Below are 11,862 nucleotides of genomic sequence, written 5' to 3'. Positions count from 1 at the left end.
CCGGGGGCGGGTGCCGCAGCGGCACCGTTTCCGGTCTTTTGGCGCCGGGCCCGCAAGGCCCGACCGGCCCACAGGCGAAAATACGCGCAATGTCCTCTTCCAGCTCCCGCCCGCCCGCCGGCCCCGCCGCGGCCCCCGCCCCGGATGCCGGCGGCCCGTCCGCACCGCGGCCCATGCTTCGCCGTCCCGTCATCGCGGGCAAGGCCGCCAAGGCCGCCCCTGCACGGCCCGCGCCGCCGCCCCGGCCGTCCCGCGCGCCTGCACCGTCGGGCTACCGCACCGCGTCGGGCACCGGGTTTGTCGCCCCGGTGCGCCAGGCCCCCGCGCCCGCCGCACGCACCGTGGCACCCAACGGCCTGGTCAGCTCGCGCCTGAACAAGCGCATGGCAGAGCTGGGCATGTGCTCGCGCCGCGAGGCCGACGAATGGGTGGCGCTGGGCTGGGTCAAGGTCAATGGCCAGGTGGCGGAGATGGGCCAGCAGGTGCTGCCCACCGACCGCATCGAGGTCGACAAGGTCGCGCAGAGCTTTCAGGAGCAGCGCGTCACCATCTTGCTGCACAAGCCCATGGGCTACGTGAGCGGCCAGGCCGAAGACGGCCACACGCCCGCCGTGGCGCTGATCAACCCCCGCACCCACTGGCGCGATGACCCGAGCCGCAACCGCTTCTCGCCGCCGCAGCTGCGGGGCCTGGCGCCCTGCGGGCGGCTCGATATTGACTCGGTGGGCCTGCTGGTGCTGACCCAGGACGGCCGCGTGGCGCGCCACCTCATCGGCGAGGACTCCACGGTCGACAAGGAATACCTGGTGCGCGTGCAGTACGGCGACATCGCAACCGATGTGCAGTCGGCGTTTCCGCGCGAACAGCTGGCGCTGCTGTGCCACGGGCTGTCGCTGGACGGCCAGGCATTGAAGCCCGCGAAGGTCGAGTGGCAGAACCCCGAGCAACTGCGCTTCGTGCTCAACGAAGGCAAGAAGCGCCAGATCCGCCGCATGTGCGAGCAGGTGGGCCTGAAGGTGGTGGGGCTCAAGCGCATCCGCATCGGCCGGGTGACGCTGGGCAACCTGCCCGTGGGCCAGTGGCGCTACCTCTCGCCCCATGAACAGTTCTGACGCCGCATGAGCGCACAGGCCCGCCTGCCGGGTGGGGATGCGGCTGGCCGGGTGCGGGCCGCAGGGCCCGCCATGGCGCCGGTTTGATCAGGATTGGACCCACCGCCATGCCGTCCCCGCCACGCCCCCGCTCACGCCCGCCGGTGGTCCCACCGGCGGCGGCGCGCCCCTTGCGGCAAGTGCGGGCGTCGGACCTGCGCGGCGTGGCCCGGCTGGCCACCCAGGCCACCACGGGCATCACCCGCGTGGTCGAGGGCGTGCACCAGTCGGTGCTGGGCACGCTGGGCCTGCCGGGCGGCGCGCAGCCGGGCCAGGCGCGCGGGTTCACCGGGCTGGTCTACCAGAGCATCCGCGGCGTGACCCGCCTGGTGGATGCCGGCCTGCAGGCGGGCCTGCAGCGGCTGGAGCCCCTGGTGCAGGGCCCGGCGGAGGCCGGCGTGCAGTGGGAGCGCCAGGCCGTGCTGGCAGCGCTGAACGGTGTGATGGGCGACCGGCTGCAGGCCGACCACAACCCGCTGTGCACGCCCATGGGCTTTTACCAGCGCGGCCTGCCGCTGGACCCGGCCGCGCTGGGCGCTGCGGGGCGCGCCAGCGGCAAGCTGCTGGTGCTGGTGCACGGCCTGTGCATGAACGACTTGCAGTGGCAGCGCGGCGGCCACGACCACGGCGCCTACCTGGGAGAGGCGCTGGGCTACACGCCGGTCTACCTGCGCTACAACACGGGCCTGCACACCTCTACCAACGGTGCCGAACTGTCCCGGATGCTCGACGCACTGGTGGCGGCCTGGCCCGTGCCGGTCACGGACCTGGCGATCCTCGCCCACAGCATGGGCGGTCTGGTGGCCCGCAGCGCCTGCGAGCAAGCAGCGGCCGGCGACCAGGCGCCGGCCACGCGCTGGCGGGGCCTGCTGCGCCACCTAGTGTGCCTGGGCACGCCGCACCACGGCGCGCCGCTGGAGCGGGCCGGCAGCTGGGTGGACGTGCTGCTGGGCAGTTCTGCCTATTCGCGCCCCTTTGCGCGGCTGGCGCAACTGCGCAGTGCTGGCATCACCGACCTGCGCTACGGCCACGTGTGCGATGCCGACTGGGCCGGGCGCGACCGCTTTCGCCAAAGCCCCGACCAGCGCACCCCCGTGCCGCTGCCCCCCGGGGTGGCATGCTGCACCGTGGCGGCCACGCTGGCGCCGCGGCGCAGCCCGGTGGCCGAGCGCCTGCTGGGCGACGGCCTGGTGCCATTGCGCAGCGCCCTGGGCATCCACGATGATGCGCGGCGTTGCCTGCACTTCGCGCAGGAGCGGCAGGCGGTGTTCCACAACATGGGGCATCTGGCGATGTTGGACGACGTGCGCGTGGCCCGCCAGGTCGAACAATGGCTGGAGACCGCGTGAAAACGACCGGAGGGTGCCTTTTTGATGCCAACGGTGCGGACGGACGTGGAGACGCCGCTACCATGCGGCTGTGAGAACCGAAACAAGGAGAAGCTAGTGAGCGACGTGAAATACCGCCTGGTAACCCGCAGCGACTTTGACGGCCTGGTGTGCGCCGTGCTGCTCAATGAGCTCAACCTCATCGACGAGATCACCTTCGTCCACCCCAAGGACATGCAGGACGGCAAGATCGCCGTCACCAGCCGCGACATCACCACCAACCTGCCCTACGTGCCCGGCGCCCACCTGGTGTTCGACCACCACGAGTCCGAAACCGTGCGCAACTCGGGCCGCCGCGACGAGAACCACATTATCGAGGCCCACGCCCCGTCCGCGGCGCGCGTGGTCTACAACTACTACGGCGGCAAGGCCGCGTTTCCGCGCATCACCGAAGAGATGATGGCCGCCGTGGACCAGGCCGACTCGGCCCAGTACTCGCGCGAGGACATCCTGGACCCGCAGGGCTGGGTGCTGCTGAACTACATGATGGATTCGCGCACGGGCCTGGGGCGTTTCCGCGACTTCCGCATCAGCAACTACGCGCTGATGATGGACCTGATCCAGTACTGCCGCGACCACACCATCGAAGAGATACTGGCCCTGCCCGACGTGCAGGAGCGCGTGCAGCTGTACCGCGAACACGCCCCCAAGGCCAAGGAGCAGCTGCTGCGCTGCGGCATCGACATCGGCAAGCTGGTGGTGCTGGATTTGCGCGAGGAGGACACCATCTGGGCCACCAACCGCTTCATGATCTATGCGCTGTTCCCCGGCTCCAACATCTCCATCCACGTGATGTGGGGCCTGCAAAAGCAGAACACCGTGTTCGCCACCGGCAAGTCCATCCTGGACCGCAGCAGCCAGGTGCACGTGGGCAACCTGATGCTGGAGTTCGGCGGCGGCGGCCACGCGGCGGCCGGCACCTGCCAGGTGGCCAACGACCGGGCCGACAAGATCCTGCAGTCGCTGGTGCAGCGCATCACGCTGGAAGGCTGAGGCTGAGGCCGACGCCGCGCCCGGGGTGTCCGCCCGGAGCGCGCACCGTGGTGCCCGGCGGCGCCAACAATCGCTGGCTGCCACACCCGCGTCCGGGCCGTTCCCGGAGTCCTCTTGAAATGGGGCCGTGTGCCCCCACGTCATCGCCTGCCAGGCCGGGCGGCTCCCGCGGGGCTGCGCCGGCTGACGTTTTTTTATCCTGATCCAGAGCATTCATCCCATGAGCAAGCAAACCCTGTCCTTCCAGGCCGAAGTGGCCCAGCTGCTGCACCTGGTCACGCATTCGCTGTATTCCAACCAGGAAATCTTCCTGCGCGAGCTGATCTCCAACGCGTCGGACGCGTGCGACAAGCTGCGCTTCGAGGCGCTGAACAACAACGCCCTGTACGAAGACGCACCCGACCTGCAGGTGCGCGTGACCTTCGACCAGGCCGCCAAGACGCTCACCATCACCGACACCGGCATCGGCATGAGCCAGCAGGAGGCCATCGACCACCTGGGCACCATCGCCAAGAGCGGCACCAAGGACTTCATGGGCAAGCTCTCGGGCGACCAGAAGCAGGACGCGCAGCTCATCGGCCAGTTCGGCGTGGGCTTCTACTCGGGCTTCATCGTGGCCGACAGGATCACGGTCGAATCGCGCCGTGCCGGCCTGCCCGCCGACCAGGGCGTGCGCTGGGTGAGCGGCGGCACGGGTGACTTCGAGGTCGAAGCCATCACCCGTGCAGAGCGCGGCACCAGCATCATCCTGCACCTGCGCGACGATGCCGAGGAATACCTCAACGCCTGGAAGCTCAAGTCCGTCATCGCCAAGTATTCCGACCACATCAGCCTGCCCATCCTGATGGAAAAGGAAGAGTGGAAAGACGGCGAGCTGATCACCCCCGGCGACGAAGCCGGCGGCCGCCAGCCCGGCGGCATGGTCAAGACCGGCGAGTGGGAAACCATCAACAAGGCCAGCGCCCTGTGGACCCGCCCCAAGAAGGACATCACCGAAGAGCAGTACGCCGAGTTCTACAAGGCCATCAGCCACGACCACGAGGCCCCGCTGACCTGGGCGCACAACCGCGTCGAGGGCAACACCGAGTACACGCAGCTGCTGTACATCCCTGCCAAGGCGCCGTTCGATCTGTGGAACCGCGACAAGAAGGCGGGCGTGAAGCTCTACGTCAAGCGCGTGTTCATCATGGACGACGCCGAGGCGCTGATGCCCACCTACCTGCGCTTCGTCAAGGGCGTGATCGACTCGGCCGACCTGCCGCTGAACGTGAGCCGCGAGCTGCTGCAGGAAAGCCGCGACGTGCGCGCCATCCGCGAAGGCTCGACCAAGCGCGTGCTGGGCATGCTGGAAGACCTGGCCAAGCACGACAAGCACGAAGCTGCAGCCGGTGGTGATGACGGCGTCACCGATGTGGTCGATGCCGACGACAAGGCCAAGGAAGGCAAGTACACCGCGTTCTACGCCGAGTTCGGCTCGGTCCTCAAGGAAGGCCTGGGCGAGGACTTCGGCAACCGCGAGCGCCTGGCCAAGCTGCTGCGCTTTGCCAGCACCGCCAGCGACGCCGTGACGGTGGGCTTTGCCGACTACAAGGCGCGCATGAAAGAGGGCCAGGAGGCCATCTACTACATCACCGCCGACACCCTGGCCGCCGCCAAGAACAGCCCGCAGCTCGAAGTCTTCAAGAAGAAGGGCATCGAGGTGCTGCTCATGACCGACCGCGTGGACGAGTGGGCGCTGAACTACCTGCACGAGTTCGACGGCACCCCGCTGCAGAGCGTGGCCAAGGGCGCGGTGGACCTGGGCACGCTGCAGGATGAGGCCGAGAAGAAGGCCGCCGAAGAAGCCGCCGAGGCCTTCAAGCCCCTGCTCGCCAAGCTCAAGGAAGCCCTGAAGGACAAGGCCGAAGACGTGCGCGTGACCACCCGCCTGGTGGATTCACCCGCCTGCCTGGTGGTGCAGGACGACGGCATGAGCACCCAGCTGGCGCGCATGCTCAAGCAGGCCGGCCAGCAGGCCCCGCAATCCAAGCCCGTGCTGGAGGTCAATGCCGAGCACGCGCTGGTCAAGAAGCTCGACGGCAGCGTGCACTTCCACGACCTGGCGCACATCCTGTTCGACCAGGCCCTGCTGGCCGAAGGCGGCCTGCCCGAAGACCCGGCAGCCTACGTGCGCCGCGTGAATGCGCTGCTGGTCTGATGCGGCCGGGCTGGTGATGGCCTCGGCCTGTGCCTCTCTCTGCCTCTGACGCTGGCCGGCAGAGCGCAAGCAGCTACTTATTTGATAGCAAGCCCGGGCTCCGCAAGGACCCGGGCTTTTTTGCGCCATCAACGCACGCGGGGCGCAGGCTGCAGGGGGTGGCGATGCGCACGCCGAAGTCCGTGCCAAGTTCGTGCCCGGTCCGTGCCCGATCCGTGCCAAGGGCGCACGAGTGGCACCCCGCGGCTCACTCCTCGGGCTGCGCCTGCTCCAGGATGCGGCTGTGCGCGCGGTTGCGCTCTTGCGGGTCGGCGTCGATCAGGTCCTTGAGGGCGCTCTTGGAGGCCTGCATGCCTTTGCGCCGGTCGTTCTTGACGGGCATGTTGCGCCAGCCCGAAAGCACCAGCCAGTCCCACAGGTCGGGCGGCACATCGTGCGTGATGGTCATCTTGATCGGGCCCCGAACGATGGTGGCGCCCACCGGGGGGAGTGAGCCGACGGGCGCGGCGCGGCGCTTCTGGCGAATCGAGAGGGCGTTGCGAATCCAGTCCTTCATGGGGTGGGTGGTCCGTTCACAGGGTTGGTCATGGGTGCAGCATATATCAGTGGCCGAGATGCGGCCATGCAGCAGATTGCACGGATCGAATTGTTCAATGCCCGTGGCGGCGTGGCACAAACCCAACGCTACCAGTCGGTAGAATGTGAACGATTGTTGCAACGCGGCCTGCCGGCCGTAGTGCCGATAGATTCGGTCCCAGCCTTCAGCCGCTGTGCTCAAGGCAGATTTCACGCACTCCCTTTGCACCGACTTTGTTCCAACCCGAAAGGGGCTTGGTGAGGTTGCGGCGTGACCCAAAAGGCTTGAGCCATTCACACCCAGGAGCATTTATGTTGTTCAGTTCATTGGCGCGCCTGTTCGCGCGAGAACATCCCCCCAGCCGGCAGCTGCCGGCCTCGGGCGATACCTTGCCTGCCGCCCCGGGCGCCGCGGTGAAACCGCGCGCCGTGCGGCGCCTGCGCTGGTTGCTGTTGGCCGGTGGCCTGTGCGCGGGGGCTGCGATGGCGCAGTCGGCCGACCTGGTGGTGAACCATGCGGACTCTCCGGACCCGGGCCCTGCCGGCGGCATCTTCACGTATACCCTGCGCATCGACAACAACGGCCCCAATGCCGCGACCGCCGTGACCCTGGTCGACACGCTGCCCACGGGCTCGGCCTTCATCGACGTCAACACCACCGCCGGCACCTGCAACCAGGCCGGCGGCACCGTCAACTGTGCCCTGGGCAACATTCCGTTCAATGCGAACCAGACGGTGACCATCCGCGTGCGCCTGCCCTCCGCCGGCGTGTGGACGAACACCGCCACGGCGGGCAGCAGCACGTCCGACCCCAACACCAGCAACAACGTCAACAGCATCCAGGACACCACGGCCACGCAGGCCGCGGACTTGGCACTCACGGCCACGCCGTCGCTGGCCAACGTGACCGCCGGCCAGAACTACAGCTACGCGCTGCAGGTGGCCAACAACGGCCCGGATGCGGCCACCGGCAGCCAGCGCATCAGCTTCACCGTGCCCGCAGGGGCCTCGGTGACTGCGGCGCCTAGCGGCGGCGGCTGGACCTGCACCCCCTCCGCAGGCTATCCCCTGGCCAGCGGTGCGTCCGTGGCCTGCACGCGTGCGGCCACGCTCGCCAACGGTGCCACATCGTCCGTGCTCACGGTACCGGCGGTGTCCAATGTGAACGGCACGGTGACCGCCGCGTTCGCGGTGGCCGGCATCAAGCCTGACAACTCCGCCATGCCCGATGGCGATGCGTCCAACAACACCGTGTCCGCCGACGTGACGTCCGCCTCCGGGGCCGACGTGCAGATCTCCAAGTCCGCTCCCGGCGGTACCAATGTGGCGCTGGGCAGCGATGTCTCCTACACGCTCACGCCGCGCCTGAACGGCGGTGTGCTGCTGACCGGCCAGCCCATCACGGTGACCGACACGCTCGGTGCCGGCCTGTCCTTCGTCTCCGCCAGCGGAGCCGGGTGGACGTGCGATCCCACCATCACCTGCACGCGCACGGAGTACACCGGCGCCAACTTCACCAACATGCCGGTCATCACGGTGGTGGCCACCGCGACCAGCACGGGCGCGCTGACCAACACCGCTGGCATCAGCACCGCGTTGTCGGACCCGGTGCCCGCCAACAACACCGCCTCGATCAATGTGACATCGAGCAACGACGCGGACATGCAGCTCACGAAGACGGCCAGCATCAACCCCGTCGTGCCCAACCAGGCGTTCAACTACGTACTGACCGCACGCAACGCCGGTCCGCTGGCCGTGCCCGCGGGCCAGGACATTACCGTCACCGACCAGGTGCCTGCGGGCGTCACGCTCAGCGCACCCCTGACCGCTTCAGGCTGGACCTGCGATGCGCTGCCCTTCACCGGCCCCGGCGCCTGGAACTGCACGCGCAACTCGGGCCTTGCGGCCAACACCAATGCACCCGCCATCACCGTGTCTGCGGTACTGACCGGCACCGGCACCGCCACCAACAACGCCTGCGTCGCCCTGGGCGGCGGTGGGCGTGTGGACAGCAACGGCGGCAACAACTGCACGGGCGTTGCCGTGTCTTCCACCGTCACGCAGGCCGACCTGCGCGTGGTGTCCAAGACGGCAGCGCCCGACCCCGTGGTCGCCGGTGCCAACCTGACCTACGTCATCACCGTGGAAAACCTGGGCCCTGCCAGCGCCACCAACGTGGTGGTGTCCGACACCCTGGCCAGCCTGGTCAACACCGGGGGCTTCCAGTCGGCCACGCCATCGCAAGGTACCTGCACGCCCAACAGCGTGACCAATGGCACGCAGCAGAACCTGAGCTGCAACCTGGGCGCCCTCGCCATGGGCGCGCAGGCCACGGTGACAGTGGTGGTGCGCCCCAGCGTCGGCGCCACCGGCCCGCGCACCAACACCGCGACGGTCCGCTCCACCGATGTGGGCGATCCGGTCCAGAGCAACAACAGCGGCAGCGTGACCAGCCAGGTCACGGCCATCGTGGACGTGACCGCGGCCAAGACCGCGACCCCGGCCTCCGTGCCAGCGGGCGCGCCCATCACCTTTGTCGCCACCATCGGCAACACCGGTCCTTCGAACGCGCAAACGGTGCAGATGGTGGATACGCTGCCATCGAACGCGGCCTTCATCGACATCGTCTCGGTGAGCGGCGGCGGCACCTGCACGCCCATCACCGCAGGGGCCGTGGGCGGCACGCTGACCTGCAACTGGGGCAGCATCAACGCCGGCGTGCAGCAGACGGTGACCTACCGCATGCGCCCCCTGGGCACGGCGGCGGGCGGCACGGTGGTCAACAGCCTGGCGGCGACCACGGCCACGGCCGAGTCGAATGCGGGCAACAACAGCGCCACCACCACCACGGCCGTCACGGCCGCTCAACTGGACATCCTGGTGAACAAGGTGGACAGCGCCGACCCGGTGGACCTGGGGCAGCCGACGACGTACACCATCACCATCAACAACAGCGGCCCGTCGTTCGGTACCAACGTGGTGATGACGGACATCTTCCCTGCGCCCGGCTCCGCTCCCACGGCCACGTTCAGCTACCAGGGGGCCCTCACGGTCAACGCCGGCGGTGTGTGTACCGAGCCCTCGGTCGGCTCCACCAGCGGCACGCTGCGCTGCGTATTCCCGGGCCTCAGCAGCGGGCAGACGGCCACCGTGACCTATGCGATGCGCGCCGAGACCCTGACGGTCGCAGGTGCCACCAGCGGTACCGCGTTCAACCGTGCGAGCGTGACGGTGGACGAAACCGAAACCACGCTGGCCAACAACGTGGTGACGCATGACACCACCGCACGCCGCTTCACCGTGGCCACCGACCTGGCCCTGGTCAAGACGGCCCCCGGCGGCCCGCTGGCCCCCGGTGCGACCCTGGACTACACCCTCGTGGTCACCAACAACGGCCCCCTGGCGAGCGATGGTGCGCAGGTGGTGGATGCCTTGCCTGCCGGCGTGGACTTCGTCTCGGCCGTGGGCTGCGTGAACGCCGCCGGAACAGTGCGCTGCGCGATCGGCCCGCTGGCGGTGGGTGCATCGCGCACGTTCACCGTTCGCACGACGCTGAGCTCGCCCTACACAGGCGCGCGGCCGCTGGTGAACAACGCCAGCCTGGACGCGCCGGGCGACACCAACCCCGCCAACAACACCTCCAGCGCCACCACCACCGTGTCCACGCCACCCGGCGGCGCGGCCGGCATTCCCACGCTGTCCGAGTGGGGCCTCATCCTCCTGTCGGGGCTGCTGGCACTGATGGCCTTCGGCCACGCTGGCGCCATCCGCCGCAGGTAACAGGGCGCGCTGCGGCCCGCGCGAGCGGGCCGCAGCCAACCCCCCGAGCCTTCTTCACAGGCCAGCACGGCGACACCGGCGTGCTGGCCTGTGGCGTTTGTCGATAATGCGCGCTTCGCCATGCATCGCTGGCTTTGTCTTGCCTGCGCCGCTCGCTCGCACCCGCTGCCAGTGCCGCCGGCGCTGCCTTGTTGTCCCGGAGTTCCCATGCTGCGTTTCTTCCTTACCTTTGTGGTCCTGCAACTCACGCTCTTCGGCATCAACATGCTGGGGGTGGTGCAGCAGCACGTGGTGCTGCCGTGGACGGCACTGCTGGCCCGCGCCTGCGTGGCGCTGGTCACGCTGTTCGACTCCACCGCAGCCGCGGCGGGCAAGGTGCTGTGGAACACGGTGACGGGCTTTGGTGTCTCCATCGAGCCGGGCTGCAATGGCATCGAAGCGTGCATCGTGCTGTTCGCGGCGGTGATGGCGTTCCCGGCGTCCTGGCGCCACAAGCTGGTCGGCCTGGTCGTGGGTTTCGTGGCGGTGCAGGGCCTGAACATCGTGCGCGTGATCAGCCTTTTCTACCTGGGCCAGTGGAGCACGCCGGTGTTCAACTTCGCCCACGAATACCTGTGGCAGGCGCTCATCATGCTGGACGTGCTCATCGTCTGGCTGCTGTGGGTGCGGGCCGACGCCAGGGCCCAGGCCCGTGCCAACCCGGCCCCCAAGCCCGGTACTCCCGACACCCCGGCCGCCGCCTGACCCCACGGAGACCCACTGCATGCGCCGCCTCTCACCGCTCACGGTCTTCGTGCTCTCGGCCTTCGGCTGGATCGTGGTGCTCACCGCACTGTGGTCGCAGGTGTCCGCCTGGACGTCCTATCCGGTGGGTGTCCTCTCGCACATCGCGCTGGAGCAGGGGGCGCCGATGTGGATCCGCCAGGCGACGGTGACGCCAGGCAATATCGAGGTGGATACCGCTGTGTCGGTGCCCGTGCCGGAGCAGGGCGGACGCAGGGGAGAACTCACCGTGGAGGCCAACCCTGCGCGTTATGCCTATGGACTGCCGATCTTCCTGGCCCTGCTGTTTGCGGCGCGGGGCAAAGGGCTTGGCTGGCGCGCGGTGGCGGGCTGGGCCCTGCTGCTGCCGGGGCAGGCGTTCAGCCTCACGATGTCCCTGCTCATGCAGATCGTGATGGCCGCACAGACCAATATCCGGCTGCTGCGCGTCTCTCAATGGCAGATGGAGGCCATCATCTACGGTTACCAACTGGGCTCGCTGGTCCTGCCCACCCTGGTGCCCATCCTGCTGTGGCTGTGGCTGGACCGCCGGTTCGTCCAGGATGTCCTGGTGCGCGGCTGGCGCGATTCGCTGGCGCCATCGGCCCCCCCGCAGTCCTGAGGGCTTGCGGACTCGCGGGGGCGCTGGCAGAGCGTTCAAGTAGTGGTGGGGAGGGGGGGAGCGTTCGACCTCCCCATCGAAAGGGTGGGCACCGTGGCGTGTAGCCGACCCTGAGTCTTGGCCGGCAGGCGCGGGCGGTGAGGCAAACACCGGCATTCCCGCACGCCGACAGCGCCGCAGGCGTTGCCACTGCGAGCTTCGAACGGGTATGGCCTGCGGGCTACAGCGGGCCCCCATGCCGAAGGGGCGGTGGCGCGGCGGACCAGTTCGTGTACGAAGCCCGGCACGCGGGCCGCAAAGGCTTCATGTCCCTGCTGACGTGGGTGCACGCCTGCGGCTGTGCTGGGCTCCGGCGAATCGGCGATAGAGCCAATGCCGCAAGCGCAATGCTCG

At 68.7% G+C, this 11,862-nt stretch carries 8 protein-coding genes; 7 read left to right on the top strand and 1 reads right to left on the bottom strand.

Features of this window, described 5'->3' with window-relative positions:
• Window positions 1-89: 89 nt before the first annotated feature.
• From ASG27_RS05960 to htpG, 4 genes are all read left to right on the top strand, one after another.
• A complete protein-coding gene (locus tag ASG27_RS05960) occupies window positions 90-1,112 on the top strand; it encodes a pseudouridine synthase (protein WP_442854059.1) in 1,023 nt (340 codons plus the stop codon).
• Between the two features lie 107 nt (window positions 1,113-1,219).
• The gene (locus ASG27_RS05955; RefSeq protein ID WP_082485840.1) at window positions 1,220-2,500 is read left to right on the top strand and encodes an esterase/lipase family protein; all 1,281 of its coding nucleotides are present in this window, start codon (window positions 1,220-1,222) and stop codon (window positions 2,498-2,500) included.
• A gap of 96 nt (window positions 2,501-2,596) precedes the next feature.
• The gene (locus ASG27_RS05950; protein ID WP_056409791.1) at window positions 2,597-3,532 is read left to right on the top strand and encodes a hypothetical protein; all 936 of its coding nucleotides are present in this window, start codon (window positions 2,597-2,599) and stop codon (window positions 3,530-3,532) included.
• A 220-nt stretch (window positions 3,533-3,752) separates the two neighbouring features.
• Window positions 3,753-5,729 (top strand): molecular chaperone HtpG, encoded by a 1,977-nt coding sequence (gene htpG, locus ASG27_RS05945; protein ID WP_056409788.1) that lies wholly within the window; start codon window positions 3,753-3,755, stop codon window positions 5,727-5,729.
• 247 nt (window positions 5,730-5,976) lie between these two features.
• On the opposite strand, the gene ASG27_RS05940 is transcribed toward htpG, so the two are convergent.
• Window positions 5,977-6,285: a hypothetical protein gene (locus ASG27_RS05940; protein WP_056409786.1), complete on the bottom strand. Its 309-nt coding sequence runs from the start codon at window positions 6,283-6,285 to the stop codon at window positions 5,977-5,979.
• A 332-nt stretch (window positions 6,286-6,617) separates the two neighbouring features.
• Here ASG27_RS05940 and ASG27_RS05935 point away from each other — a divergent pair, with 332 nt between their 5' ends.
• The 3 genes from ASG27_RS05935 (at window position 6,618) to ASG27_RS05925 (ending at window position 11,469) form a co-directional block, all read left to right on the top strand.
• Complete coding sequence (locus ASG27_RS05935; protein WP_082485839.1) at window positions 6,618-10,085, top strand: IPTL-CTERM sorting domain-containing protein; 3,468 nt, start codon at window positions 6,618-6,620, stop codon at window positions 10,083-10,085.
• Window positions 10,086-10,292: 207 nt separating this feature from the next.
• A complete protein-coding gene (xrtH, locus tag ASG27_RS05930; RefSeq protein ID WP_056409783.1) occupies window positions 10,293-10,829 on the top strand; it encodes an exosortase H in 537 nt (178 codons plus the stop codon).
• Window positions 10,830-10,848: 19 nt separating this feature from the next.
• Window positions 10,849-11,469: an exosortase H-associated membrane protein gene (locus tag ASG27_RS05925; protein WP_056409779.1), complete on the top strand. Its 621-nt coding sequence runs from the start codon at window positions 10,849-10,851 to the stop codon at window positions 11,467-11,469.
• The last annotated feature ends 393 nt before the right edge of the window (window positions 11,470-11,862 follow it).

This window comes from Acidovorax sp. Leaf191 (assembly GCF_001424425.1).
In the GTDB taxonomy this organism is placed as follows: Bacteria; Pseudomonadota; Gammaproteobacteria; order Burkholderiales; family Burkholderiaceae_C; genus Acidovorax.
This window is presented reverse-complemented; position numbering and strand designations above follow the sequence as displayed.

Bases quoted from the DNA above. Each gene is read 5' to 3' on its own strand.
- ASG27_RS05960 (WP_442854059.1), top strand. From the start codon at position 90: ATGTCCTCTTCCAGCTCCCGCCCGCCCGCCGGCCCCGCCGCGGCCCCC.
- ASG27_RS05955 (WP_082485840.1), top strand. From the start codon at position 1,220: ATGCCGTCCCCGCCACGCCCCCGCTCACGCCCGCCGGTGGTCCCACCG.
- htpG (WP_056409788.1), top strand. From the start codon at position 3,753: ATGAGCAAGCAAACCCTGTCCTTCCAGGCCGAAGTGGCCCAGCTGCTG.
- ASG27_RS05940 (WP_056409786.1), bottom strand. From the start codon at position 6,285: ATGAAGGACTGGATTCGCAACGCCCTCTCGATTCGCCAGAAGCGCCGC.
- ASG27_RS05935 (WP_082485839.1), top strand. From the start codon at position 6,618: ATGTTGTTCAGTTCATTGGCGCGCCTGTTCGCGCGAGAACATCCCCCC.
- xrtH (WP_056409783.1), top strand. From the start codon at position 10,293: ATGCTGCGTTTCTTCCTTACCTTTGTGGTCCTGCAACTCACGCTCTTC.
- ASG27_RS05925 (WP_056409779.1), top strand. From the start codon at position 10,849: ATGCGCCGCCTCTCACCGCTCACGGTCTTCGTGCTCTCGGCCTTCGGC.